Annotated in this window: 26 protein-coding genes; 13 read left to right on the top strand and 13 right to left on the bottom strand. The window is 45.4% G+C overall.

Going from position 1 to position 25,110, the window contains the following annotated elements; all coding sequences use genetic code 11:
- Nucleotides 1-45: 45 nt before the first annotated feature.
- Nucleotides 46-1,008 (bottom strand): GGDEF domain-containing protein, encoded by a 963-nt coding sequence (locus IEV16_RS08470; protein ID WP_188365265.1) that lies wholly within the window; start codon nt 1,006-1,008, stop codon nt 46-48.
- A 101-nt stretch (nt 1,009-1,109) separates the two neighbouring features.
- Entirely contained in the window at nt 1,110-1,502 is a 393-nt protein-coding gene (locus tag IEV16_RS08465; RefSeq protein WP_188365264.1) for a DUF6165 family protein, read from the bottom strand.
- 136 nt (nt 1,503-1,638) lie between these two features.
- Here IEV16_RS08465 and mltF point away from each other — a divergent pair, with 136 nt between their 5' ends.
- Both mltF and IEV16_RS08455 read left to right on the top strand, forming a co-directional pair.
- Complete coding sequence (mltF, locus tag IEV16_RS08460) at nt 1,639-3,021, top strand: membrane-bound lytic murein transglycosylase MltF (RefSeq protein WP_188365362.1); 1,383 nt, start codon at nt 1,639-1,641, stop codon at nt 3,019-3,021.
- A gap of 162 nt (nt 3,022-3,183) precedes the next feature.
- Complete coding sequence (locus tag IEV16_RS08455; RefSeq protein ID WP_188365263.1) at nt 3,184-3,891, top strand: PP2C family protein-serine/threonine phosphatase; 708 nt, start codon at nt 3,184-3,186, stop codon at nt 3,889-3,891.
- On the opposite strand, the gene IEV16_RS08450 is transcribed toward IEV16_RS08455, so the two are convergent.
- Nucleotides 3,885-4,967: an anhydro-N-acetylmuramic acid kinase gene (locus tag IEV16_RS08450; protein ID WP_188365262.1), complete on the bottom strand. Its 1,083-nt coding sequence runs from the start codon at nt 4,965-4,967 to the stop codon at nt 3,885-3,887. The two genes, IEV16_RS08455 and IEV16_RS08450, sit on opposite strands and share 7 nt — an antisense overlap.
- A complete protein-coding gene (locus tag IEV16_RS08445) occupies nt 4,964-6,328 on the bottom strand; it encodes a peptidoglycan DD-metalloendopeptidase family protein (RefSeq protein WP_188365261.1) in 1,365 nt (454 codons plus the stop codon). Before IEV16_RS08445 ends, IEV16_RS08450 begins: the two co-directional genes overlap by 4 nt.
- A gap of 120 nt (nt 6,329-6,448) precedes the next feature.
- On the opposite strand from IEV16_RS08445, the gene tyrS reads away from it, so the two are divergent.
- Nucleotides 6,449-7,648 carry a tyrosine--tRNA ligase gene (tyrS, locus tag IEV16_RS08440; protein ID WP_229728303.1) on the top strand — a complete coding sequence of 400 codons (1,200 nt, stop codon included), beginning with the start codon at nt 6,449-6,451 and terminating at the stop codon, nt 7,646-7,648.
- Nucleotides 7,649-7,859: 211 nt separating this feature from the next.
- Here the strand turns inward: tyrS and IEV16_RS08435 are convergent, their stop codons facing one another.
- Complete coding sequence (locus tag IEV16_RS08435) at nt 7,860-8,588, bottom strand: DUF481 domain-containing protein (protein ID WP_188365259.1); 729 nt, start codon at nt 8,586-8,588, stop codon at nt 7,860-7,862.
- A 120-nt stretch (nt 8,589-8,708) separates the two neighbouring features.
- Here IEV16_RS08435 and coq7 point away from each other — a divergent pair, with 120 nt between their 5' ends.
- From coq7 to IEV16_RS08420, 3 genes are all read left to right on the top strand, one after another.
- A complete protein-coding gene (coq7, locus tag IEV16_RS08430) occupies nt 8,709-9,341 on the top strand; it encodes a 2-polyprenyl-3-methyl-6-methoxy-1,4-benzoquinone monooxygenase (RefSeq protein ID WP_188365258.1) in 633 nt (210 codons plus the stop codon).
- A complete protein-coding gene (locus tag IEV16_RS08425; RefSeq protein WP_188365257.1) occupies nt 9,338-10,984 on the top strand; it encodes an electron transfer flavoprotein-ubiquinone oxidoreductase in 1,647 nt (548 codons plus the stop codon). Before coq7 ends, IEV16_RS08425 begins: the two co-directional genes overlap by 4 nt.
- A gap of 194 nt (nt 10,985-11,178) precedes the next feature.
- A complete protein-coding gene (locus IEV16_RS08420; protein WP_188365256.1) occupies nt 11,179-11,394 on the top strand; it encodes a cold-shock protein in 216 nt (71 codons plus the stop codon).
- A 75-nt stretch (nt 11,395-11,469) separates the two neighbouring features.
- Here the strand turns inward: IEV16_RS08420 and IEV16_RS08415 are convergent, their stop codons facing one another.
- A complete protein-coding gene (locus tag IEV16_RS08415) occupies nt 11,470-12,858 on the bottom strand; it encodes a GntP family permease (RefSeq protein WP_188365255.1) in 1,389 nt (462 codons plus the stop codon).
- 18 nt (nt 12,859-12,876) lie between these two features.
- Nucleotides 12,877-13,824, bottom strand: coding sequence for a DUF4920 domain-containing protein (locus tag IEV16_RS08410; RefSeq protein WP_229728298.1), 948 nt, complete (start codon nt 13,822-13,824; stop codon nt 12,877-12,879).
- 72 nt (nt 13,825-13,896) lie between these two features.
- Between IEV16_RS08410 and IEV16_RS08405 the strand changes: the two genes are divergently transcribed.
- Both IEV16_RS08405 and cdd read left to right on the top strand, forming a co-directional pair.
- Complete coding sequence (locus IEV16_RS08405; protein WP_188365253.1) at nt 13,897-14,436, top strand: hypoxanthine-guanine phosphoribosyltransferase; 540 nt, start codon at nt 13,897-13,899, stop codon at nt 14,434-14,436.
- Nucleotides 14,429-14,833: a cytidine deaminase gene (cdd, locus tag IEV16_RS08400; RefSeq protein ID WP_188365252.1), complete on the top strand. Its 405-nt coding sequence runs from the start codon at nt 14,429-14,431 to the stop codon at nt 14,831-14,833. Before IEV16_RS08405 ends, cdd begins: the two co-directional genes overlap by 8 nt.
- Here the strand turns inward: cdd and IEV16_RS08395 are convergent.
- From IEV16_RS08395 to IEV16_RS08370, 6 genes are all read right to left on the bottom strand, one after another.
- Nucleotides 14,819-15,709, bottom strand: a complete 891-nt coding sequence (locus IEV16_RS08395) for a UTP--glucose-1-phosphate uridylyltransferase (RefSeq protein ID WP_188365251.1) — start codon at nt 15,707-15,709, stop codon at nt 14,819-14,821. The genes cdd and IEV16_RS08395 overlap by 15 nt on opposite strands.
- Nucleotides 15,669-17,528 (bottom strand): polysaccharide biosynthesis protein, encoded by a 1,860-nt coding sequence (locus tag IEV16_RS08390; RefSeq protein ID WP_188365250.1) that lies wholly within the window; start codon nt 17,526-17,528, stop codon nt 15,669-15,671. The genes IEV16_RS08395 and IEV16_RS08390 overlap by 41 nt, the downstream gene beginning before the upstream one ends.
- Nucleotides 17,529-17,537: 9 nt before the next feature.
- Nucleotides 17,538-18,485: an MraY family glycosyltransferase gene (locus tag IEV16_RS08385; RefSeq protein ID WP_188365249.1), complete on the bottom strand. Its 948-nt coding sequence runs from the start codon at nt 18,483-18,485 to the stop codon at nt 17,538-17,540.
- Entirely contained in the window at nt 18,472-19,641 is a 1,170-nt protein-coding gene (gene lapB, locus IEV16_RS08380) for a lipopolysaccharide assembly protein LapB (RefSeq protein WP_188365248.1), read from the bottom strand. The genes IEV16_RS08385 and lapB overlap by 14 nt, the downstream gene beginning before the upstream one ends.
- Nucleotides 19,638-19,958, bottom strand: coding sequence for a lipopolysaccharide assembly protein LapA domain-containing protein (locus IEV16_RS08375; RefSeq protein WP_188365247.1), 321 nt, complete (start codon nt 19,956-19,958; stop codon nt 19,638-19,640). Before IEV16_RS08375 ends, lapB begins: the two co-directional genes overlap by 4 nt.
- A 179-nt stretch (nt 19,959-20,137) precedes the next feature.
- Entirely contained in the window at nt 20,138-20,860 is a 723-nt protein-coding gene (locus IEV16_RS08370; RefSeq protein ID WP_188365246.1) for a lysophospholipid acyltransferase family protein, read from the bottom strand.
- A 139-nt stretch (nt 20,861-20,999) separates the two neighbouring features.
- Here IEV16_RS08370 and IEV16_RS08365 point away from each other — a divergent pair, with 139 nt between their 5' ends.
- The 5 genes from IEV16_RS08365 to IEV16_RS08345 are packed head-to-tail and all read left to right on the top strand — an operon-like array spanning nt 21,000 to nt 25,110.
- Nucleotides 21,000-21,296 (top strand): hypothetical protein, encoded by a 297-nt coding sequence (locus tag IEV16_RS08365; protein ID WP_188365245.1) that lies wholly within the window; start codon nt 21,000-21,002, stop codon nt 21,294-21,296.
- A gap of 13 nt (nt 21,297-21,309) precedes the next feature.
- Entirely contained in the window at nt 21,310-22,293 is a 984-nt protein-coding gene (locus IEV16_RS08360) for an aminoglycoside phosphotransferase family protein (RefSeq protein ID WP_188365244.1), read from the top strand.
- A gap of 8 nt (nt 22,294-22,301) precedes the next feature.
- Nucleotides 22,302-22,976, top strand: a complete 675-nt coding sequence (gene murU, locus IEV16_RS08355; protein WP_188365243.1) for an N-acetylmuramate alpha-1-phosphate uridylyltransferase MurU — start codon at nt 22,302-22,304, stop codon at nt 22,974-22,976.
- A gap of 41 nt (nt 22,977-23,017) precedes the next feature.
- Nucleotides 23,018-24,667: a Na+/H+ antiporter NhaC family protein gene (locus tag IEV16_RS08350; protein WP_188365242.1), complete on the top strand. Its 1,650-nt coding sequence runs from the start codon at nt 23,018-23,020 to the stop codon at nt 24,665-24,667.
- Nucleotides 24,664-25,110 (top strand): NUDIX hydrolase, encoded by a 447-nt coding sequence (locus IEV16_RS08345; protein ID WP_188365241.1) that lies wholly within the window; start codon nt 24,664-24,666, stop codon nt 25,108-25,110. The genes IEV16_RS08350 and IEV16_RS08345 overlap by 4 nt, the downstream gene beginning before the upstream one ends.

Genomic DNA, 25,110 nt, shown 5'->3' with positions numbered 1-25,110 from the left:
ATAATCTTGATATAACAGGTCATTAACTGTTGCTTTATACATAGCCTAATCACTTAAATACACAACCTGATTACGGCCTTTCTTTTTGGCATCATATAAGGCGGCGTCTAAGCGGTTTAACCATTGACTTAAAGACTCATCATCCTGACGATTTCCCACCGCCATCGACAGGGTTAAGTTATGTTTTTTGGCCAGTGCACTGTTGGCAAATTTCCGGTGCACCTTATGCGCCAGTTCGCAGACTTTTTGCCAGCTCAAATGGCGCGACATGGCGACAAATTCATCACCACCCATACGGTATAATCGGTCTTTGGGTTCCAGAGACTGTTTAATGATATCCGTGGCCAATTGCAGCACCAGATCACCTTCCACATGGCCCAGCCGATCATTCACATTTTTAAAATTATCCACATCAATAAAAATGGCGGTTATGCTGTCTCCTGTGGCTTTGAGCCGTTTTAAATCTTCATAAAACGCCCGGCGGTTATGCACTTTGGTCATCACATCCTGACGTGAAATTTTACGCAGATTATCATTTTGCTGTTTCATTTTATAAGCAAATAACACACAGAACAAACTGGTAACAATCAAGGTCGAAGAAATTAAAACCAGTTCAATCAGAGGGGCATCGATAATTTGTACTGCCAGGATGATCAAACCTATGGTCCACAGTGTTATGGCATGTTTGGGTGGCAACAAATAAAACACCAGCGTCACCGCCGGATAAGCCCACATGATTTGGCCGATACCCTTAAATGCCACCGTTAATTCAACACCGATAACCGATAACACAGCCACATAATAACTGGCCAAACGGGTGTTGCCGCTGCGCCAATGGTAGATAAATATGGCTGTTGATATGGCGACCAGAAACCAGTCCAGAAGCATCATATCGTATTCCTGACGCCACAACCGGTAAAATCCCAATAAACCCACCGCAAGGGTGTAAATCCCGATTAACCCTAATACAATGATGTCTTCCTCTGTTCTTTTTATGTGTCCTTTCATACGGGTCTTCTGTTTAAATACTCAGGATTATAACATTGCTAATAAACAAGTCGGTAATAGGTATGACTTATATTTGAATGTATGCGACCTAAAATCGCGCATCAACGGTAATCCTGGTAGGATTTTTCTTCAATAAGCTGGGAACCGGTCATTAAATTGATCTGTTTTTTGATGGCAGCGCGGTCGTCATTCTCAAAATAAACACGCCGGGCCAGTTGAATAAAATCCTCGTCAAATTCACCTTTTTTCTCTTTGATACGAATATCATCTTCAATTGCCCACAGTCTGAGGTTAACAGCTTTTAAAGCCTGTTTTTGTGCTTTAACTTCATCGTTTAACAGATTTTCCTGTTCACAAATCGACTGCAGTAAATGCAGCTCATGGCGAACATTTTTTAGTTTGTCGGCCGCTTTAATTTTGTCCTGTTTAATTTCCAGTATGGTGACTTTGTCCAATAATTCACCGACAGATATGGGGGTGCTGATTAAACTCACGGTATTCTCCTTGGTTTTAAAACAGGACATTATAAACAATTCATAACCGGGATTCTTAAACGATTTTTCAGTCACTCCGATATTGACTTTTGGCGTACGGCATGGTTTTATGAACAAACTTTGATCAGGTCTTTGAATCAACATAAAAACCATCACGCCCCAACATAAATACATACTGCTGTTATGGATTCCAGTTATCTGGTGGAGTTTAACCAGCCCCTGGGTAGCTATGAGCCAATGGGATTACATTCAAAAACGCGGGGCATTGCGTTACGGCACACAGACCTCTTTACTGTCTTATTTTGAAGACGGTTCATCCCGAGCCGGCTATGAATACCAGATTCTTAAATCCTTCTGTGACTCGAATGGTCTGAAGCTTGAGGTGATACCTTATGATAACAATGGTCAACTGTTTAATGATTTGAAAAGTGGCATCATTGATCTCGCCGGCGGTCATTTAACCGTCACCAAAAAGCGTCTGGAACATTTTAAATTTACCCAACCAATTAACAACACCTCCGTTTCATTGGTGACCCACTATGACTATCGGGATATTGAAGATTTATCGGAATTAGCCGGTGCCACCGGTTATTTGATTAAAGGCAGCAGTTATGTGGAATTATTAAATCAGTTCGCAGCAGATCAGCGAGACCATATTGTTATCAGTGAAGTCCATTCCTTATTTGATATCATTCGTGAAATCAATTCAAAAAACATTGATTTTACACTTGGCGACAGTGAAATCATCGCCATCTATCAGAACTTTATACCGGGTCTTTATACGCCGATTCAGGTTTCAAATAACCAAAAGGTGGCATTGATGGCACGGCGAGTTCAATCAGATCGATTGTTGCAAAAACTTAATCAATTTATTACCGAAGGCCAACGGCTGGGTTTGTTTGAGGATTACAAACAAAACTTATTGCATTATATTCCTGATATTGACACCGCCAACACAGTCACGTTTTTTAACAAGCTGAAAAGTAACTGGCCAATCGTTAAACACTGGGTCTATGAGGTGGCTGATGAAATGGGTTTTGATGCCATGTTGCTGGCAGCCATGAGTTATCAAGAGTCCCACTGGGAACTGGATGCCACATCCATCACAGGCGTCAAAGGTTTGATGATGCTGACCCGCTTTACGGCCAAAGAAATGGGGGTTAAAGACCGCATTGATCCTGTTCAAAGTTTGCGCGGCGGCATTAAGTATTTCAGAAAAATGAAAAACAAGTTACCACAACGCATTCGTGACACGGATCGCACCAAATTGGCATTGGCCGCTTACAACATGGGTTACGGCCATTTAGAAGATGCGCGGATTTTAACCCAGCGACAGGGTAAAAACCCCGATTTATGGAATGATGTTAAAAATTTCTTACCCCAGCTCAATAAGCCTGCGGTGGCAAAAACCTTAAAGCATGGTGCCGCCGATGGTAAAACCGCACGAACTTATGTGGAAAACATTATGATTTACCGCAAGCTGATGGCCTGGCAACAACAAAAAGAAAAAAATAATTGACAGTTTTAGGGTGTTTTTTTCGTTATACTTAATGTCGCTGTATAAATTTTATGAAACCACCCACGATTTTTATTCTTTTGGCTTTGTTTTCAAACAAAGTTGTTTGTGGTTGACAAGATCTATAAGTATGATTTACAAAAAATATTCTATTACCCTAAAAATATGAATTATCGGTTGGCCCATAATAGCCACGAAGGCATTAAACGCAGTCACAACGAAGACACTTACGGCATTGATGCAGACAAACACATCTTCCTGGTGGCCGACGGTATGGGCGGTCATGACCATGGTGAAATCGCCAGTGCCCTGGCACGTGATTATATTATGGCGGGTCTTGTCGAAGACAATGATTTGTCCGATACCATTTACCGAGCGAATGACGCCATAATCGCCTGTTCATTGGAAAAGCAAAGCCAGTTGCCGATGGGAACCACGGTTGCGATTGTCCGGTTTGATGCACAACAATGTCATTGTGCCTGGGTTGGCGATTCACGCATATATCGCTTTCGGGATGGTGAACTGACTGCCATTAGTTCAGATCATTCCTATGTTCAGGAGCTGGTTGATCAGCAGCTCATCACCCGCGATCAGGCTCGCAATCATCCGCACCGTAATGTGGTCACTCAGGCACTGGGTGTGACCGACAACAGTGAATTAAATATTGCCAGAGTGACTGATCTCTGGCAACCGGGGGATAAATTCCTGGTCTGCAGTGATGGTTTAACCGAAGAAGTGGATGATACGGAAATCGCATCTATTTTGTCACAAAATCTGGCTCCGGGGGAGCTGTGTGATCAGCTTCTGATTAAGGCCCTTGAGAACGGGGGGTCTGACAACATCACGGCCATTGTGCTGGTGCTGGATCAGTAAATGCCGTAGTAAATACCATAGACGTGGGCTTTTTGACAACCGGTGACTGACCTTAAATCGGTTTTAAGGCCACGACAATGGCGAGCTGCCAACCAGGCCATTAACATCGCTTCAATATCATCTGCCCCGATACCCTGCTTTTCGGTACTGAACACCGGACACTTCAAGCCTTGCTGTAAACAAGCCATTAAAAAATGGTTGTGTACTCCACCGCCTGCAACCATGAGCAGATCCGGCGATGGTTGGCAGTTATTGACAGCCCTGAGAACAGATTGCACCACCAGTTCTATCAATGTACGTTGAACATCAACTGGCTGGATTGGATTGTCTGTTAAAAAAGCCCGCAACCAGCGTTGGTTGAAATATTCGCGACCGGTGCTTTTCGGTGCGGGTTTTCGAAAGTAAGGATCACTCAGCATGGCCTCAAGTAAAGGTTGTCTGACCTGGCCGGCCTGTCCCCACTGGCCTTTATCATCGTAAGCCTTGCCGGTATATTGATGGCACCATTCATCGAGTAAACAATTGGCCGGCCCCACATCAAAGCCCATTAAATTATCATTAATCAGGGTTAAATTGGCAATGCCACCCAGGTTTAAAACGCCGATGGTTCTTCCGGTTTGTTTAAATAATGCCTCATGTAATGCCGGTGCCAAAGGTGCGCCCTGCCCGCCATGGCTTATATCCGTGCGCCGGAAATCACAAATAACCGGTAAACCGGTTTGCGCAGCCACCCAGGCGGGATGGCCCAATTGCCAACTGTTTGGGACTGCATTATCCGGCAAATGTGCCACCGTCTGACCATGCAAACCAATCGCCCGTAGGCTACTTTTATCAATCTGATTGTGGGTAATAAAGTGATTGATTGCAGCGCTGTAAGCTTCGCCTAAATCGGCATCCAGACCGGCCATTTCAGAAGCTGTGAGGGGTTTGTTTTGTATAGCCGCCAACACCCGGGATTTTAAGGCTTTATCGAAAGCAAAATAACCGCGGGCCAGCAGGGTTAAAGGTTCATCTTCGATAAGAACAATATCAATGCCATCGGCAGATGTGCCGGACATCACACCCAAGGTTTTCATTCAATGCGGGCGATCAAACCTTGGTTAATGTTGTGCAATTGTCCCAAAATGGGACGGGCATAATCATGAAAAGCAGCCATCTTATCTTTGGCCAGGGGTTCGGCTTTGGGCAGGTCAACGGTACGCGGATTGCGGTGCACGCCGTTATAAATAAATTCGTAATGCAAATGTGGGCCGGTGGCCAGGCCGGTGGCACCCACATATCCGATGGTTTGTTTTTGTTTCACCCGCTGTCCCTGTTTGACCGCTCTTTTGGTGAAATGCAGGTATTTGGTCACTATGCCGTTGGGATGTTGAATAAATACATGGTGTCCGTTGTATTTATTGTAAGCCGAGCGAATCACTTTACCCGCACCGGCGGCATACACGGGTGTGCCTGTGGGCGCACTGTAATCGATGCCCCGGTGGGCTTTAACGCGTTTTGTAACCGGATGCAAACGTTTAGGGTTGAAGTTAGAACTGATGTAGGAAAAATTAAGGGGTGCCCGTAAAAAGGCTTTTTTCATGCTGCGGCCATTGGGGGCATAATATTGGGTTTCGCCGGAACCGTCATCGTATAAGACCGCTTCATAATGGCGATCCTGATTGGTAAAACTGGCGGCCAGTATGCGTCCGTCGGTCAAAAATTCACCGTTTTTATACACTTTTTCGTAAATTAAGCTGAACTGGTCACCGGCCCTGATTTCTAATACAAAATCAATGTCCCAACTAAAAATATTGGCCAAATCCATCACCATTTTATCACTGAGGCCGGCTTTTTTACCGGCAGAAAACACTGAGTGATCAATCACACCGTGGGTACTCACCAGGTGAACCTGTTGTTCCTGGGTCACGATTTCAGTGGAAATCTGCCCAATGTCATGATGAATCAACAGGGTTTTAAATTCTGAAACCTGATAAGCCAAACTGGCCAGTTCACCTGCATGGTTCATTTGAAACGTTAGGGTGTTACCCGGCATCACTTTGGTTAGTAAGCGACTGTCTTCATTAAAATGCGCAATCGACAACAACAAGCCCTGAGATAAGCCCACATCAGTAAAAATGCCGGATAAGGTTTCGCCTTTTTTGACCACATGATGGATGGTTTTGAGTTGTTCGGTGCCGATCATACCGTTTTCAGAAAAACTCATCAATGGCGTGTCAGGAATGCTTAATTGATTGTACACAGGCCGGACGTCCACATGGGCATCGGCGCCCACCGATAACATATCAGCCAGCGCAAACAGTGAAAAAAGCACTGTTGCCACCACAAATAAATTTTTTTTATTACGGATGAATGGGGTGATAAATGAGTTAACCGAACCCGGCTGTTTAATTGTCGGGTTTGCTTTGTTAGGAATGGCCTGGGCTTTAATAACCATATCTCCAGTAGATTGACATTTCAGACCGATTATAAATTATTTTCAGAGACATTGCTTTAATTTAGGTTCTCATTTTCACATGAGTTTTGTAGAATTAACCCCTTTTTAACGAAGCCTTTCATTATGTCGGTACAAGAAAACCTGGAATTAATTTGCCGGGGCACGGAAGAAGTCATCAAACTGGATGAATTAAAACAAAAACTCGATTCGGGCAAAAAACTAAAAATTAAAGCCGGTTTTGATCCCACTGCACCTGATTTGCATGTGGGGCATACGGTGTTGATTAATAAAATGCGCCAGTTTCAAGATTTAGGCCATGAAGTTATATTTCTCATTGGTGATTTCACCGGTATGATTGGCGATCCGAGTGGCAAAAGTTCCACCCGCAAAGCCCTGACCCGAGAACAGGTGTTGGACAACGCCAAAACCTATCAGCAACAAATTTATAAAATCCTGGATAAAGACAAAACCACCATCGCCTTTAACTCTCAATGGTTTAATACCATGACAGCCGCTGATATGATTGAATTATCCGCGCAATATAATGTGGCGCGTATGCTGGAGCGTGATGATTTTAACAAACGTTATAAATCGGGCCAGTCGATTGCAGTTCATGAATTTATGTATCCGCTGGTACAAGGCTATGATTCAGTGGCTTTAAAAGCGGATGTGGAATTGGGTGGTACCGATCAAAAGTTTAATTTGCTGGTTGGCCGGCATTTACAGGCACAGGCAGGCCAAGAACCCCAGGTGGTGATCACAGTGCCTTTACTGGAAGGTTTGGACGGGGTGCAGAAAATGTCCAAATCATTAGGCAATTACATTGGTATTGATGAAAAACCGGATGTGATGTTCGGAAAAATCATGTCCATTTCCGATGAACTGATGTGGCGTTATTTTGATTTATTGAGTTTTAGAAGTAACCGGGATTTGGCCGCACTCAAACAAGCGGTGGCAAATGGCAAGAACCCGCGTGATGCGAAGTTTGAACTGGCCCTTGAAATCATTGCGCGTTTTCATGACCAACAGGCGGCAGAAACAGCCCTGGCCAACTTTAAAGCCCAGTTTCAAAAAGGCGCCATTCCCGAAGATATTCCGGTAATGGAGCTCAATGCCGAATCCGGCGAAATGGGGATTGCCCATATTCTGAAAAATGCCGGGCTTTGCCCAAGCACCTCAGAAGCCATTCGCATGGTCAATCAAGGCGCGGTGAAAATCGATGGTGAGAAAATAACCGATCCCAAAAAAATGATGGCTGCGGGCACTCAGGGTGTTTTTCAGGTGGGTAAACGTAAATTCGCTGATATTTCACTGAAATAAAACCCGGTCATTGTCCGGGTTTTATCAAATTGAGACCTCTGCATAAGTCTGGGCTATTGAAAAAATGATTGAAATTTTGAAGTTCAAGGAAGCAAACGCAAGTAATAGCAATAGCTATTGCTAAGTTTTCTGACGCAGAAATTCAGGATTTCAGACATTTTTACTTAATTCACGACTTATGCAGAGGTCTCAAATTATTTAAACCAAAAGATTAAAAGTCATAGACCAGATTAGCCGATACCAAAGAATCATGTGACACTTTTCCAGGTACCACATCGGTGTTATAACGGTATTGATGGGCCAGTTTGACGGAAAACTGGCTGTTTATTTTAAATTTAAAACCCATATCATTCTGCACAAAAGTGTTATCCTCTCCGGATTCAACCAAAAGTACCTCGCTGAATTTCATGGTTTCGGTGATGGCGCGCATATAATTAAGTTTACCCACCGCCACCGCGCCGGTGTTTTCAGTGCGATCAGCATCCAGGGCTTCAATTTTATAACCGACACCGATTTCTGTACTGAATTTATAGTCTTCGGTATCTGCAAATTGATGACCCCAGCCGAATGAAGTGGTCAGTGTGTAATCAAATCCTGAAAAATTATCCTTGTCATAACGGGTGTTATAATAAATGTAATCATTAGCATCCAGTTTATAACCGTTGCGGGTGCTCAAGGTGTATCGTTCTGCGGTGTCTTTACCATCACTGGAAGCCCGCACCACATCCAAATTGAGGTTGTTAACCCACTGTTCTGATTCGCGTTCAAGCAATAAACCCGCGGTTAAACTTTCGGTGTCAGAATTGCCTGATGTCATGGAAAAACCCAACTGCCCGGAGCCTGACCATTCACCGTTATGACTGTCTTCATCGGCGATAGCCACCTGAAATGCCAGCACCAAAGAGGACAAAACCATTGTTCTACATAATTTCGATCGCATAAACTTTCCTTCAATGAAATGCATTAATTTAATGCTTTTAGCGTATTTTTCAATGAATTGATCAAAAAATAAGTGCTGAAATGTTAAAATGTCTGATTGTTTGAATTAATGATTACAATCATGACTGAAACACTCACCAACCGACTGATGACGGAATTTGATCGCTTCTTAAAGGTGATTAACCATGTCAGTGACAATACCCGCAAACACCCGGGCGATGCAGTGACAAAACCTGATTTAAATGATCAGCAAAAACAACACATTGGCGGTTTGATGCGCATTAACCACACCGGAGAAGTGTGTGCCCAGGCACTCTACAATGGCCAGGCCCTGTGGGCCAAAGATGTTAGAACTCACGCCCATTTGCGACAAGCCGCAGCAGAAGAACATGACCATTTAAACTGGTGCCAGGTTCGTTTGGATGAACTGCGTGAACCGGTGAGTAAAACCAATGTTTTTTGGTATGCCCATTCTTTTGCCATTGGCAGTACAGCGGCTTTTTTTGGTGATGCAGTGAGTTACGGCTTTGTGATTGAAACCGAACGTCAGGTAGAAAGTCATTTACAAGACCACCTGGATGACATTGGCGATAAGGATCCCCGCTCGGCCGCCATTTTGAAACAGATGCAACTGGATGAAATACGCCACGGCGAAAATGCCAAACAAGCCGGTGGTATTGAACTGCCCCAACCTGTCAAAGTGTTAATGACAGGACTTTCCCAATTAATGAAATTTGTGAGTTATCGAATATGAACAGAGAATCCATGGAATTTGATGTCGTGATTGTCGGCGGCGGACCGGCCGGTTTGGCCACAGCTTGCCGTCTGGCGCAATTATCACAGGAACAGAACAAAGACTGGCAAATTGCGCTGGTAGAAAAAGGCTCTGAAATTGGTGCACATATTATGTCCGGCGCGGTTATCGAAACCGAGGCTTTAAGTGAATTATTTCCGGATTGGAAAAACATGGGCGCGCCGGTCAATACAGAAGTGACCGATGACACCTTTTATTATTTAAGGGGTATCGACAAGGCCACAAAAGTGCCCGGCCTGTTTATTCCCAAACCCATGCGCAATCATGGCAATTACATTATTTCATTGGGGCAATTATGTCGCTGGCTGGGTGAGCAGGCAGAAAATCTGGGGGTCAATATATTCCCGGGTTTCCCAGCATCTGAACTGATCTATGGCGATGACGGTGCGGTTAAAGGCATCATCACCGGTGATATGGGTGTCGGCCATGACGGCCAACCGAAGGACAGTTTTGAGCCGGGGTATGAGTTACTGGCTAAGCAAACGATTTTTGCAGAAGGTTGCCGCGGTTCATTGGGTAAACAATTAAAGCAGCAGTTTGATTTGGAAAAAGATTGTGATCCACAACATTATGGTCTGGGTTTTAAGGAAATCTGGCAAATTGATGAAGAATTGTCGCAACCCGGTGAAGTGGTACACACCTTAGGCTGGCCGTTAGATAACCACACCGAAGGTGGTGGGTTTTTATACCATTCAGCGCCCGGACAGGTTTCACTTGGCTTTGTGGTGGCTTTAAATTATAAAAACCCCTATTTCAGCCCCTTCGAAACCTTCCAGCAATGGAAACTCAACCCGGTTATTAAAAATTTGCTAAAAAACGGTCAGCGCATATCTTATGGTGCCCGGGCTTTAAATAAAGGCGGCTTTCAGTCTTTACCTAAACTCACTTTTCCCGGTGGCCTGCTGGTGGGTTGTGATGCCGGCTTTCTCAATCCGGTTAAAATCAAAGGCACGCATACAGCTTTAAAATCAGGTCTGATTGCCGCTGAAACGCTGGCTAAACATTTAGACACGACATCACCTAATTCAGAACTCACTTTATATGCCGAAGAAATTGAACGTTCGAGTATTTATCATGAATTGAAAAAATCCCGAAATTTTGAACCGGCATTAAATAAATTAGGCACTTTTTGGGGCGCTGCTTTTACCTATATTGATCAAAACATCATGCAGGGTCACATGCCATTTACCTGGCGTCTGAAGCAGCCGGATTACGCCAGTTATCAGCCGGCCGCAGAAAGTACCCCGATTGAATACCCTAAACCGGATGGTGAAATCACCTTTGACCGTTTATCTTCGGTGTTTTTATCCAGCACCAACCATGAAGAGGATCAGCCCAGTCACATTAAACTCAAGGATCCTGATATTCCCATTCAGGTCAATCTGCCTGAATGGGCTGAACCGGCTCAGCGCTACTGTCCTGCGGCTGTGTTTGAGGTGGTGGAAGAATCCGGCGAACAAAAGTTTCGCATTAATTTCCAAAATTGTGTCCACTGTAAAACCTGTGACATCAATGATCCTTCGCAGAACATTGTGTGGACCACACCAGAAGGCGGTGGTGGACCCAATTATTCGAATATGTGAGAAAATGGCCTTTTTTAGCAGCAAAACACCATTTTTTAATTGACTCGTGAAAAAACCACAGGTAGACTGCGTAGTGCTCGAAGACTCGCCTGATTACATTTTCTATTCAACGCTTTATCTTCAAAACTTTGACCAGTGGGTGCCAATCTGTCGATCATCGGGTATTTTTAATTTTTAATATTTAGAGTAAATTTATGTCAGAAAAAATTACAGGTACCGTCAAGTGGTTTGACGAGTCAAAAGGTTTTGGTTTTATTCAACAAGCATCCGGTTCCGATGTGTTCGCCCACTACAGCGCGATTGTGTCCGACGGTGACGGCTTTCGTACATTAAAAGAAGGTCAACAAGTTGAATTCAACGTTACCCAAGGTCAAAAAGGCCCTCAGGCCGAAAATATTGTTGCGTTGTAAAGAATCAACAATCCCAAAAAAAAGCGGACTTCGGTCCGCTTTTTTTATGTCTGCATTTTACGCTGGTATCACATATTACACAAAAAACACACTCAGCACCGCAACCGTTAAGGCGGTGATGGTCACCGGAATCGCCAGCGAAACCATGGCAATGTCTTTATAGGATGTTTTGTGGGTTAAGCCACATATGGTCAGTAAGGTGATTACAGCACCGTTATGAGGCAGTGAATCAAATCCTCCGGAGGCCATCGAGGCCAGGCGGTGCATCCATTCAGGGTTGATGCCAAACTGGGTTGCCATCTGGGCATAAGTGCTGCCAAGGGCTTCCAGAGCGATGGTTAAACCGCCGGAGGCTGAACCGGTGATACCGGCCAATACATTCACCGCCACCACTTCCGAAATCAAAGGGTTGTTAGGAGAAATATTCACCACGGCATCTTTCACCAGGGTAAATGCCGCCAAAGAGGCAATGGTGGCACCGTAACCCACTTCCGATGCGGTGTTAAATGTCGGCAGCATGGAACCGATGGCGCCTTTGGTGAGGCTGGTGTTGACGTTTCGGATACGACGCCAGTTTAAAGCAATCACCGAAAGCACAGCCATAATCAGGGCCATAATCATCGACCAAATAGAGATCAGTTTATCCGGATTGATATAACCGAATTTTTCGCTGTTTAAATAACCTGTGTTCCAGCCGGGTATGACGTATTTTTGAAGCACGAAATTGGACAACACCACAATCAGAACCGGGATTAAAGCCACCCACAGATTGGGCAACCTTTGCTCTAAATCAGGGTCAATCACCGGTTCCATTTTATGGTTGCTGCCGTAACCTTCAGCCTTAAATTCATTCACCCGCCGGTTAATCCACCAGATACCGGTGAACATGATCGCAAAACCGGCCACCAGACCAACAACCGGCGCGGCATACATGTCAGTGCCAAAATAACTGGTCGGGATAATGTTGTGAATTTGAGAGGTGCCGGGTAACGCCGTCATACTGAAGGTAAAGGCGCCCAAGGCAATTGCTGCCGGTACAAAACGTTTGGGCATGTCCGCTTCTTTAAACAAAGCTGCGGCCAGGGGGTAAACCGCAAACGCCACCACAAACACCGATACCCCGCCATAAGTGAGCAATCCGCAAGAAGCAACGATGGCAAATACAGAATGGTGTTGACCGAGTTTATTAATGATGGTTTGGGCAATGGATTTGGCTGATCCGGAATCCTCCATAAGTTTGCCGAAAATAGCCCCCAGCAGAAAAATCGGGAAATACTTAATGGCAAAACCACCCAGCTTAACCATAAACACCTGGGTGTAAATACCCAGCATCTGCGATCCTTCACCGGCCAGCACCACCGCCAGCATGGCGAGTATGGGAGCCAGAATAATCACGCTGATGCCCCGATAAGCCAGGTACATCAGCAAACCCAACGACAATAAAATTCCAAATACACCCAACATGAATTAATTCCCTCAGGTTTATTTGTTTACTTTAACGGAATAGGCAATAATCTCATACCGTTCAGGCGCCAGCTCACCGGCCCCTTCTGCGGTTAGGTGTGCCCGTTTTTCAGCACTGTCTTTGATCATTTTCAAATGGCCGAAAACCTGCGCCTGACCTTGAGAATCTTTGGGAATAAAAAAACTGTGTTGATTAAAATCCACACGGGCAAAATCATCGCCATCGCTGAGCACCATCCAACAACCCATGGTCTGACACACCCGGGTGATGCGTCCTGAAATCACAAAATTATTGTTTTCATAACGTTCAGGCGATGCCAAAACCCGGTTCAGATTATATTCATGGGTTTCATCATGTGGCCATGCATCTCCATAGACCAGTGCATCTTCCAATTCTTCGGCAATAACCACTTGTCCGTCATGCCCGGCCTTATCCTGACTGCCGTCATTATTTTCAGTCTGTAAAGTGTTAAGGGCCTTGAGTACCTCATCCACATGGGTGTCAGGATCCACTGCTTCAAAATGCTTCACAATCACACCTTCGGGGTTCACAATAAAAGTCTGGCGTTTGGCATAACTGAAAAAAGCCGCACCGCCATCCACGCCGTAAGCCCGTGACATCACCTTGTCACTGTCCACCAACAAATTAAACGGCAAATCGTGTTCAGCTATAAATTTCCGATGTGATTCGGCATCATCTAAGGAGATACCCAAGACTTCGGTGTTCATGGCTTTGAGTTTATCATAATTGTCTTTAAAGGCATTGGCCTCCACTGTACAACCTGAGGTGCCGTCTTTGGGATAAAAATACAACACCAGCCATTGCCCCTTGTAATCAGCCAACTGGTGGCTTTGCCCGTTTTGGTCTTTTAAATTAAACACCGGTGCGGGTTGTCCTTGCATACTGTCGGCAACCGCCATAAAATTCACCAACAACAACACGGTGATCAGACTTTTTTTATTCATAGTGAGGTCTTTTGCCATTAAAAAGGAATGATTCTAACAAAATCACCGCACTAAAAAAGAATTAAATTAAATATGTATCAAAAATTATTACCCAAGGGTGCCGAAGTTCTGGTTGAACAACAAAAGATTGATCAGGCCACGCTCAGCGTCGCTGAACAGATTAACCGGGAATATGCCGATAAAAAAGTGGCCTTTTTAACCATAATGAATGGCGGCATGATTTTTGCATCCGAATTGAGCCTGCACTTAAACATTGATATGGAAATGGATTATCTGCAATTGTCTCGCTATGGTAAAAGCACCACCGGTGGTCAGCTGGTGTGGAAATACCAGCCTGAAATTCACATGCATAACAAACATGTTATTTTGTGTGATGATATTTACGACCAGGGTCACACCTTGAAAGCTGCCCATGACTGGTGCTTGCTTAAAGGGGCCGCTTCGGTAAAATCGGTGGTGTTGGTGTATAAAAAACATGATCGCGGTTATGCCGATTATGAACCGGAATACACCGCATTAAAAATCGATGACCATTATATTTTTGGTTATGGTATGGATTTAGAAGAACGTCTGCGCCATTTGCGCGCCATTTACTACTTGCCCGATGCCTGATATTCAAAAGCTCCTGTCTGCGGCCAAACAGGCGATGCAGCAAGCCTATGCGCCCTATTCAAAGTTTAAAGTCGGGGCAGCTCTCTCAGATAATGCAGGACTTATTCATTCAGGCTGTAATGTGGAAAATTCAGCCTATCCCATTGGATGTTGCGCAGAACAGGCGGCGGTGGCGGCCATGATTTTGGCACAAGGTCAAAGCATTCAGGATATTGTGATTGTGTCGGCACAAAAAAACCCCTGTCCGCCCTGCGGAGCCTGTCGCCAGATTATTGCTGAACACAGCCAATACAACACAGGTATTTATTTGCTGAATGAAGACAACAGCCTCATCCGTTATTCGGTGGAAGATTTATTACCGCAGGCTTTTAGTCCCCGGCATTTAGACGGCGGCTGAAAAATATTCCCTCACTTTTTGGCGTAATTGTGGGTCTTTCATGGCCACATGCAAATTGGCCATTACAAAGCCCTCATGATGACCGCAGTCAAAGCGTTGACCGCTCAATTTGACTGCATGGACACCCTCACGGTGCAGTAAGGTTTTAATCGCATCGGTTAACTGAATTTCACCTTTGGCATCCGCTTGGGTGTGTGACAACACATCAAAAATACGTGCCGGTAACACATAACGACCAATCACCCCAAAATCAGAGGGCGCCTCTTCTCGGCGCGGTTTTTCCACAATCGCTTCAATTTCAGCCTGACCCCGGTGCCAGTGTTTGGGTGAAACGATGCCGTAACTACTGATGCGCTCGGGCGACACCTGTTCAACACTTAAGCACGTCTGACCGGTCGATTGGGCACATTCGAGCAAAGCCATTAATGGATTGTTTGGCGCTTCTATAAAGTCATCGGCCAGCAGAACGGCAAACATTTCATCTTGGGCTATAAGACTTTGTGCCTGTAACACAGCATGCCCGAGGCCCAATGGTTCGCCTTGCGGAATAAACACGGTCTTAATCTCAGGTGAAAGAATATCCACTTTATCCAGTAAATCCTGACGGCCTTGTTGCTCAAAGCGCAGTTTCAGCGACGGCATCGGATCAAAATGATCGAAAATGGCATGCTTACTGGCACTGGTGACAAAAATCAGGGTCTCAATGTCAACCGCCAGCGCCTCTTCCACCGCATATTGAATCAGGGGTTTATCAATAATCGGCATCAATTCTTTGGGCATGGATTTGGTGGCGGGCAAAAACCGTGTGCCCAAGCCTCCGACCGGAAAAACGGCTTTAGTTATTTTTTTTACTGGTTTGTTCTTTGCTGATGACATTCAGTTGGTTTCCTTTAAAATCCCTGATCATTTTTTGCAGTAACTGCTTGAGTTCCCGGTGTCGATAATTCACCGCCGCCGACCGACCGTGGTTAATATGTTCAATCAATCGTCCGGTGGGGACGTTATTGTGTTTGGCCAGATTAATTTTGTCAACCGCCGTGGCAGTCAGTTCCTCATTGGCATAGTGCAGTTCTTCAAACAATTTTTCACCACGGCGTAAACCGGTGTATTCAATCTTTATTTCCCGCGACTTCCCGGTTAAGGCAATCATGCGTTTGGCCAGCGATTCAATTTTTATCGGCTGACCCATATCGAGCACCAAAATCCCGTCATCATGGTCAACCACCAAGGCCTGCAAAATCAGCTGACAGGCTTCTTCAATGGTCATGAAGTAACGTTCCATGCGACCGTCAGTGACCGTTACCGGTCCACCCTGCTCGATTTGTTTCTTAAACAAGGGCACCACGGAACCCGCCGAGCCAAGCACATTGCCAAAACGCACCGTCACATAATCGGTATTACTTTGGGTGTTCATGTACTGACAATATTTTTCAGCAAGCCGTTTGGTGGCACCCATAACACTGTGCGGATTAACCGCTTTATCAGTGGAAATCAGAACCATTTTGGCAACCTGAAACTGATGACAACAATCGACCACAGTTTGGGTGCCGATCACATTATTCAGATAAGCTTCGCACAAGTGGCTTTCCAATAAAGGCACATGTTTGTATGCCGCGGCGTGAAATACCACATCGGGTTTCACTTGTTTAAACAGATAATACAGTTGAGCCTGATTGGTGACATCGCCTAACCGGGCATTAATTAAAGTCGGACCGCTGTTTAGTTCGTTGTCGATGGCGTATAAATTAAACTCTGAATGATCCACGATGGTAAGCTGACTGACCCCAAAACGTGCCAATTGGCGGCACAGTTCAGCGCCGATGGAACCACCGCCACCTGTTACCAGCACCGATTTATTGCGCACGAAATCGGCCACCTGCTGCCATTCCAGTTCCACTTTTTCACGTCCCAGCAAATCTTCCACCGTAATCGGCTGAAGGTCGTTGACGTTGGCCAAATGGCTGTCATAATCATCGGGATCCGGCGCAATGCGTATCTGACAATTACTTTCGGCCAGGGCATCCACCACAGTCCTGATGAGCGCCGCGTCCGGGTTTTGTTTAGTGATAACCACCAAATCCACGCCATACTTTGTCACCAAATCAGTCAGCTGACTGACACCGCGTTGAATTTTAATACCACGTAACTGGGTACCGTGATACTTGTTGTCGTCATCGACAATGGTCATCACATGACAACTTCGGTTAGTCACTGCATTGCGAATAAATAAATCGGCAATATTGCCCGCGCCCACCAAAATAACCCGCGGAATACTGTCTTGGCTGAGATTAAAGTACTTATCTTTCCATAACCGATAACCAATCCGCGGCACACCCCAAAACAGCACCAACAAAATCGGATACATCACAATCACACTGCGTGGCATGCCACTGAGGCGGTTCAGCAGAAAAAATATAGCCGCTATACACAGGGTTCCCACCACCGCAGATTTCATCAGGTTGATGAGATCCGGAATACTGGCAAAACGCCATAGGCCGCGGTACATGTCGAAATAAAAACAAACAAGTCCCTGCACCACCAGAACCATGGCAATTTCATAGGACCACCAGGTAACCGCCGGTGATAACGGCCAGATACTGTAGCGAATCAAAAAGCTGACCACCCACGCCAGCCACACCATAAATAAATCATGGCCGATAACCGCAAGTCGCAAAGGTGTCAATTGTTTAAACATGGGCTTATTCTACCTGCCAATGCGTCTGCAGTGAAAAAAAACCAGCATCAAAAAGGTATTAACCCCAAAAAACCACAGCAATTGGCTGGTGAGTGAATAATCCCCAATCATATAGGCGATGATACAACATACCGCGGTGAGCGCAGCATAAGCCAGACTAACCGGCCAATGATGTGTGATTTGACTGATTAAGCGTTGATACAAATGACTGCGGTGGGCTTGCATGATGGGTTCACCCCGAAAAAGACGGTTCAGCAGGGTCAGACTGCTGTCAATGATTAAAACTGCATGCATTAACAACACTTGAATAAGATTTAAAGAACCCGCATTCATCATCACCAGCATCAACAAGCCAATTAAATAGGCCAAAGGTAAACTTCCCGAATCACCCATAAACAGGCATTTCAAACCCACATTAAAATAAAGATAAACAAACAACGCCACCAGACTGAATACCACCACCGGGTTTAAAGCTATCGGCATATCATACATAATTAAAGGAAGGCCTAATGTGACAATGGCGTGCATTGCAACCAAGCCATTGGCACCATCCATAAAATTAAAAAGATTCAGCCACCATAAAAATGATACGGCCATAAACAGACCCCATAACGAACTGTCAAAGCCCATATACCCTAAAGTAAGCAGCACCACAGCCAATTGCACAAACAAACGAAGCGCTGCCGATAAAGCGTAAATATCATCCAATAAGCCCACCACGGTTAAAACCATCAGCATGGCCGCCGGTAAATACCAGCCGCTGGAGAACATCACCAATGACAGTGGCAGAAAAATCAAAAATCCGCCACCGGTTAACACCGAACCCTGGTGTAAACTTCGATGCCCGGCCTGATCTGAAAAACGAATTAAACGGCCGTTGACATAAAGATAGCTTAGTCCAAAAATAAGCGCAGCCCACAGCATAACCCATTGCCAGGGTGTATCAAACCACATCATCAATCGGTTTCACCACGCCCCAGTTCTTACAGCTGGGACACTGCCAATGCACGGATTGTGCCCCAAACCCACATTTCCGACAGCGTAAACGTGGTTGCTTGGCCAACAGTCGTGATATCAGTTTCTTTAAAATAGTTTCATCGGCACTTTTTCTGTGGTCTTCGTCCGTTCCCTCTAAACTCAATAACATAGCCAGACCTTTAAAAGACGGGTTTTCAGTCAGGTGCCGACGTAATAAATCACGGGCTGCCGCACTGCCTGTTTGCTGTTCGGTCAATCGGGTCAGAGCCAACACCGGACTGATACCGTCATAGTGGTTGTTGAGGTCGTTGAGGTAATGAATCAAATCACCGGGCGCATCAATCGCCTGATAACTTTTGACCAGAGGCTCCAGTACAATCGGTACGAAACTTTTGTCAGCCACAATCGCCTGCTGAAAAGAAGCGATGGCTGTCTGATGGCGATTATTGGCCTGTTCAATCAATCCAATACTCAAATGCGCCCGAACCGACTGCTCTTCTACCCGCAAAGCCGCAGTCAGATGTTTTAATGCCTCCGCTTCATCATTGTTGAGTCGCGCGGCATCTGCCAATTCACAATGATAGTGGGCAATGTTGGTACGCATCGAACGTCCGGTGGCGGCCTGAAAGCGTGACGCTGTTTTAATGGCTTGCTGCCAGTCCTGTTCTTGTTGATAGATGTCCATCAGCCACTTGAGGGCCTCGGGGGTGTGGGCTTCGATTTCCACCAGTTCAGCAAACAAAACTTCCGCACGGTCCAGTAAACCGGCACTCATATAATCCTTGCCGATGGCCAGCAAGGCTCGCGTGCGATAGCGTTCGGGTAATTGCGCCTGGGCAATTAAGGCCTGATGCAGTTTGATGGCTTTGTCCACTTCACCTTTTTTGCGGTATAAATTGCCAAGTGCCAGTTGAGGTTCAAAGGTGGCATGAGAGGTTTCTGCCAACTGAATAAAAACATCAATGGCTTTATCAGATTCATCATTAAGTAAATAGTTTAAGCCTTTGAAATAGCGATGGTTTAATTGCTCAAGTTTTTTCTGAGTGGCCACATTGCGCAACATATAGGCCAGATACATACCCATCAAAACACCACATAACAGGGCCGTTGAAACCCAAATAAAACCACTGGTCATCGGGTTTCAGTCGGCGATTTCAGCGCTTGTGAAGAAGCGGGTTGGGATTCAGTTTCCTGCCTAAGCTGATGATAACGACGTTGCCAGTGGCGCTTCTCCCGGTTGGCCGGCCACAGCCACAGCACCCAACTGATCAGAGCCCCAATCAAAACGCCGGCAATCAAAGTCATCAATACAATAAACCCTAAACTGGCATTTACGGTGAAAAAGTACATATTCAGCTCACCGGCTTCAAGATTTAAGGCGCTCAGTGTCACAATAAATGACAGCAATATAATCACCAGAACGATGATGAGTGTTTTTTTAATTGTTTTCATGTGTCTATTATAATAAATGTTTTACAGATTTCATATCACCGAATAACCAACATCTGTTGTGATGAAAGAAAGTTATTGCGGCGTACACTTCCGCTCCCGGCTCACGCAGCACACCACCTTCCTTGGAGGCGTACACTTACGCTCCCGGCTCACGCAGCACACCACCTTCCTTGGAGGCGTCATTCAGTGTGCAGAAGTGACCGGCTGAGTTGAATTAAGTCATCCGTGGATTTACCCTTCACCGTTTCTGCCGAAATAGGCGGCTGAAATACAAGTTCAATGGTTCCGGGCAGTATACGTAAACTTTTGGCCGGCATCACCTGTTCTGCGCCTTTGATGATTACCGGTAAAATAGGCAAACCCAGTGATTGGGCCATTTTGAATGCGCCTTTTTTGAATGGCAATAAACCTGTACCCGTATGACGAGTACCTTCGGGGAAAAACAACACAGAAATACCGCCGGTGAGTTTTGCGCCGGCTTGCTGCATGGTTTTTTGAGCGGCCTGGCGATTTTTGCGGTCCACATAAATATGACCCATCAAAGCACAGGTGTAACCAATAAAAGGGACTTTGCGCAATTCGATTTTCATCACCCATTTAAAAGCCATGGGCAAATAGCCATAAAGCACCAGAATGTCGTAAGTGCTCTGGTGGTTGGCCACAATCACGTAGGATTGGTTTTTATCAATCACGTCCATGTTAGCAATTTTAATCCGCACCGGGGTAATCCATAATATAAACCGACCCCACAAACGCGCCACATATTTATCCGCCCAGGCACCCGCACCCAGCCAGGTTAGTACAATGACTATGATGGCAATGAATGCAGTCCACAACCAGGCCAGTGGGAAAATAATGAGCCAGGTATAAACCTGAAATAAATGACTTAAACCTTTTTTCATGGCAGGCATTATATAGCAAAGTCAAAATTGCCAAGTGGTTCACAGTCGTAAAATTGTTTCTTTTTAAGATAACAACTGGTTTAATTTATTGCTAAAATAAGTTTTTTAAACAATTCATTAAGGAAGCGGGAGTATTCAAATGATGATTAAAAAATGTATTTATATCGTGCTATTCAGTCTGGTTTCTTGTGCGGTTTCAGCAGAAGTATTGCTCATAGAGCGCACCCAACAACAGGCCAATCAGGCGGTGCCCAAGCATGGTCAGAACATGCAACAGGTGGAACAGCGGTTTGGTGCGCCATTGGTGCGTCGTGCAGCGGTGGGTGAACCACCGATAACCCGATGGGAATACGCTGATTTTGTGGTGTATTTTGAACACAACCTGGTCTTGAACACTGTTTTCAAACACGTTAAAAACCTACCAGAGCAACCCTGATATCACCCTACATATGCTGAATCGACAAAGCCAACGTCATCATTGGTTAGCCGACCATTTTGGTCACCGTAATTTCACCTTGAGTCCCGCCTCTGCCGATGCCAGCTTTCGTCAGTACTTTCGGGTTGTCACCAATGAACACACTTTTATTCTCATGGATGCGCCACCAGAACAGGAGAATTTAACGGCTTTTCTCGAAATCCAGCAGATGTTAATAAAACACCATATCCATGTTCCTGAGGTTTACGGACGTAACCTTGAGCAGGGTTTCTTATTACTCAGTGATTTGGGCTCAACCCTTTACCTGGATGTACTCAACGAAGACAATGCAATTCAACTGTACAAACAAGCCATTGATAGTTTATTAAAATTACAGATCACACCACAAACCAGCCCTTTACCCAAATATTCTCAAGAATTATTAAACAATGAAATGTTGTTGTTCGATGAATGGTTTATCGGCGCTCATCTGGGCTATGAACTGGATGATAAACAATGCAGGGTTTTAAAAGAAACCAGACAATGGTTATTGGGTTATGCTTTAGAACAGCCTCGTGTGATGGTTCACCGTGATTACCATGCCCGTAATATAATGGTTACCGAAAACAACAACCCGGGAATCATCGACTTTCAGGATGCCGTACACGGCCCTTTCAGTTATGATCTGGTCTCCCTGTTAAAAGACTGTTACATCAGCTGGCCGGATGAATTTGTCCAACAATTGTGTGATTATTTCATACAGCATTACAATGCGCTTCATCATAGCAGCATAGCCATGTCCCAATTTATGGAATGGTTCCACACCATGACCGCTCAGAGGCATTTAAAAACCATCGGTATTTTTTGTCGACTTCATTACCGTGACGGCAAAAGTCATTACCTCAATGACATCCCAAGAACGCTTAAATACCTCAAGCAAGTGGCTGAAAAATATCCGGAATTGTATGAATTTAATCAATTGTTAAACGAACTACAGCCAAGGATTAAGGCCCAATAGTTTAGTCCATGAAAGCATTTATTTTGGCCGCCGGTCGCGGTCAGCGACTCAAACCCATCACTGACAAAACGCCCAAACCTCTGGTTCCGGTTCAGGGTCAACCTTTGCTTTTACACCATCTGTTGGCTTTAAAAAAGGCCGGTTTCCGTGACATTGTTATCAACGTATCCTGGTTAGGCGATCAAATTATTGAGTTTCTTAAAACCGAAACCCCCAAAGGCTTAACCATCCAAATTTCAGATGAACGTGGCCGGGCCTTAGAAACCGGCGGCGGTATGTTAAAAGCCCTTCCTTTACTCGGTGACCAGCCCTTTTTGTGTGTCAACGCCGATGTTTTCACAGACATGGATTACAGTCGTCTCATTAACGTTTCACTGAATAATGATTGGCTGCATATTGTGTTGGTACCCAACCCTGAGCACAATCAGTCAGGTGATTTTTCTCTTCATAACAACAGATTGATGTCAGTTACCCCGACCCATGACAGTTTTACCTACAGTGGCATCGGCGTTTACAGTCCGGCGCTGTTCAAGCCTGTCAGTCATCGTTCTCGACAAGCCTTTAAACTGGCACCATTAATCCACTCCGCCATTCAACATCAACAAGCCGGCGGTCAAATTTACCATGGTCTATGGACCGATGTGGGCACGCCTGAACGTTTGGCTGAATTAAATCAACGATAATGCTAAAATTTGCTTTCAAAAATAAAAAAGGGAACACAAATATGCCCACAGCGAACATAATCACCGGCTTGACAGCCTTGCTCTTCGCCGGTAGCTTACAGGCGGCTGAAACAGAAACCGCCCTTATTTACGCCGGCACCTGGTTGTCGGTGGTGCCGCCTTTATTGGCCATCGGTGTGGCCTTGTTGTTTCGTCAGGTGATACCGGCGTTGTTTGTGGGTTTAATGTTCGGCGTCTGGTTGATTGGTGATTTAGCCTGGCAAGCCCTGTGGACATCACCCCTGGTGACCGTCCAGAAATATACCGTGGAAGCGCTGGCAGACACCGATCACGCTTCGGTGATTATCTTTTCCTTGCTGATTGGCGGGCTGGTGGGCATCAGTTCCCGTAACGGCGGTATGGTCGGTGTGGTCAATTTAATAGTCAACTGGGCGAATACTGTGAAGCGGGCTTCGCTGGCCACCATCGCCATGGGTTTGAGTATTTTTTTTGATGACTATGCCAATTCTTTGGTGGTCGGCAACACCATGCGGCCGGTAACCGATAAAATGAAAATTTCACGGGAAAAACTGGCTTATCTTGTGGATTCTACCGCCGCGCCGATTGCCAGCATTGCTTTTATCACCACCTGGGTGGGTTTTGAAGTGGGTTTAATTGATGAAGCCTTGCGGTCCATTAACCACCAGGGAGATGGCGCATACATCATGTTCTTACAATCCATTCCCTATAGTTTTTATCCGCTATTTGCAATTGCTTTGACTTTTTATATTGCCTTAACCGGTCGTGACTTTGGTCCCATGCTGACGGCTGAACAAAAAGCCCGCAGCGGTGAAATTAACACCACCGAGGGCATCGGCCTGGCCGATGATGATATTCAGCCGATCGAAAACAAACCGCATCGTGCCGTTAATGCACTCATCCCGTTTGGGGTATTAATCGTGGTGGTGATGGGCGGATTATACGTCACCGGATTAAACCCTGAACTGGACAATCAAAGTTTAAAAGACATCATCGGCGCTTCGGATGCCTTTAAAGCCATGTTGTGGGCCAGTATTGCTGCCACCATCGTGGCTGTGCTCATGAGCGTTAGTCAACGGATATTGTCACTGGATGATACCATTGAAGCCTGGTATGAAGGTATGAAACCCATGCTTCAGGCGATTGTTATCCTTATACTTGCCTGGTCGCTGGCTGCCATCACCGACCAGCTGGAAACCAGTGATTATATCTCCTCTTTATTACAAGATGACTTAAGCTATTACTGGTTGCCGGTATTAACTTTTTTACTGGCTGCTCTCACTGCCTTTGCCACCGGTTCCAGTTGGGGCACCATGGGTATTTTAATTCCCTTAATTATTCCGATTACCTGGAATGTGATGAGTGCACAAGGTGTGCTGGATGTCGAGTATTTACACATCATTCACATTACCATAGCCAGCGTACTGGCCGGTGCGGTGTGGGGTGACCATTGCTCACCCATTTCAGACACCACCATTTTATCGTCAATGGCGTCAGGTTGTGATCACATCGAACATGTACGCACCCAAATTCCCTACGCCTTGTATGCCGGTGGTTTTGCTATTTTAATCGGCATTATTCCCACCAGCCTGGGCTTATCCCCGTGGATCGCGCTGGCCATCGGTTTAGCCGCTATGTTTGCCGGCTTAAGGTGGCTGGGAACCAAAGTATGAGAGACTGGTTACCACGGGTCACAGTGGCCACCATTGTGGAGCGTGACGGCCGTTTTTTAATGGTTGAAGAAAATGTCCATGGTGAAATCAAGATTAATCAACCCGCCGGTCATTTGGAACCGGGAGAAACTTTGCCCGAAGCTGCAGTCCGTGAGACCCTGGAGGAAACAGCCTGGCAGATTCAGATTGATTACCTGGTCGAATTTTCTCAGTGGACCAGTGCATCAGGCAACCACTATTTACGTTCTTGTTTTGCCGGAAGAGCGATTCAGTTAATGCCTAATCAGATTTTAGATGAGGGTATTATTCGTGCGCTCTGGATGACCCGTGATGAGGTGGCGGCTCACCATAATCGATTGCGCTCACCCCTTGTGTTGCACCATATTGACCACTATATCAATGGCAAGCAAACACCCTTAGATATCTTTAGTTATTACGATTAA

This window comes from Marinicella pacifica, assembly GCF_014636635.1.
Classification (GTDB): Bacteria; Pseudomonadota; Gammaproteobacteria; order Xanthomonadales; family Marinicellaceae; genus Marinicella; species Marinicella pacifica.
Note: the sequence above shows the minus strand (reverse complement) of the source record. Positions and strands in the feature narration are given on the sequence as shown.

Excerpts from the sequence above, each read along its gene's own strand:
- IEV16_RS08470 (WP_188365265.1), bottom strand. The coding sequence starts at position 1,008 with ATGAAAGGACACATAAAAAGAACAGAGGAAGACATCATTGTATTAGGG.
- IEV16_RS08455 (WP_188365263.1), top strand. The coding sequence starts at position 3,184 with ATGAATTATCGGTTGGCCCATAATAGCCACGAAGGCATTAAACGCAGT.
- IEV16_RS08450 (WP_188365262.1), bottom strand. The coding sequence starts at position 4,967 with ATGAAAACCTTGGGTGTGATGTCCGGCACATCTGCCGATGGCATTGAT.
- IEV16_RS08445 (WP_188365261.1), bottom strand. The coding sequence starts at position 6,328 with ATGGTTATTAAAGCCCAGGCCATTCCTAACAAAGCAAACCCGACAATT.
- IEV16_RS08435 (WP_188365259.1), bottom strand. The coding sequence starts at position 8,588 with ATGCGATCGAAATTATGTAGAACAATGGTTTTGTCCTCTTTGGTGCTG.
- coq7 (WP_188365258.1), top strand. The coding sequence starts at position 8,709 with ATGACTGAAACACTCACCAACCGACTGATGACGGAATTTGATCGCTTC.
- IEV16_RS08425 (WP_188365257.1), top strand. The coding sequence starts at position 9,338 with ATGAACAGAGAATCCATGGAATTTGATGTCGTGATTGTCGGCGGCGGA.
- IEV16_RS08420 (WP_188365256.1), top strand. The coding sequence starts at position 11,179 with ATGTCAGAAAAAATTACAGGTACCGTCAAGTGGTTTGACGAGTCAAAA.
- IEV16_RS08415 (WP_188365255.1), bottom strand. The coding sequence starts at position 12,858 with ATGTTGGGTGTATTTGGAATTTTATTGTCGTTGGGTTTGCTGATGTAC.
- IEV16_RS08410 (WP_229728298.1), bottom strand. The coding sequence starts at position 13,824 with ATGAATAAAAAAAGTCTGATCACCGTGTTGTTGTTGGTGAATTTTATG.
- IEV16_RS08405 (WP_188365253.1), top strand. The coding sequence starts at position 13,897 with ATGTATCAAAAATTATTACCCAAGGGTGCCGAAGTTCTGGTTGAACAA.
- cdd (WP_188365252.1), top strand. The coding sequence starts at position 14,429 with ATGCCTGATATTCAAAAGCTCCTGTCTGCGGCCAAACAGGCGATGCAG.
- IEV16_RS08395 (WP_188365251.1), bottom strand. The coding sequence starts at position 15,709 with ATGTCATCAGCAAAGAACAAACCAGTAAAAAAAATAACTAAAGCCGTT.
- IEV16_RS08390 (WP_188365250.1), bottom strand. The coding sequence starts at position 17,528 with ATGTTTAAACAATTGACACCTTTGCGACTTGCGGTTATCGGCCATGAT.
- IEV16_RS08385 (WP_188365249.1), bottom strand. The coding sequence starts at position 18,485 with ATGATGTGGTTTGATACACCCTGGCAATGGGTTATGCTGTGGGCTGCG.
- lapB (WP_188365248.1), bottom strand. The coding sequence starts at position 19,641 with ATGACCAGTGGTTTTATTTGGGTTTCAACGGCCCTGTTATGTGGTGTT.
- IEV16_RS08375 (WP_188365247.1), bottom strand. The coding sequence starts at position 19,958 with ATGAAAACAATTAAAAAAACACTCATCATCGTTCTGGTGATTATATTG.
- IEV16_RS08370 (WP_188365246.1), bottom strand. The coding sequence starts at position 20,860 with ATGAAAAAAGGTTTAAGTCATTTATTTCAGGTTTATACCTGGCTCATT.
- IEV16_RS08365 (WP_188365245.1), top strand. The coding sequence starts at position 21,000 with ATGATGATTAAAAAATGTATTTATATCGTGCTATTCAGTCTGGTTTCT.
- IEV16_RS08360 (WP_188365244.1), top strand. The coding sequence starts at position 21,310 with ATGCTGAATCGACAAAGCCAACGTCATCATTGGTTAGCCGACCATTTT.
- murU (WP_188365243.1), top strand. The coding sequence starts at position 22,302 with ATGAAAGCATTTATTTTGGCCGCCGGTCGCGGTCAGCGACTCAAACCC.
- IEV16_RS08350 (WP_188365242.1), top strand. The coding sequence starts at position 23,018 with ATGCCCACAGCGAACATAATCACCGGCTTGACAGCCTTGCTCTTCGCC.
- IEV16_RS08345 (WP_188365241.1), top strand. The coding sequence starts at position 24,664 with ATGAGAGACTGGTTACCACGGGTCACAGTGGCCACCATTGTGGAGCGT.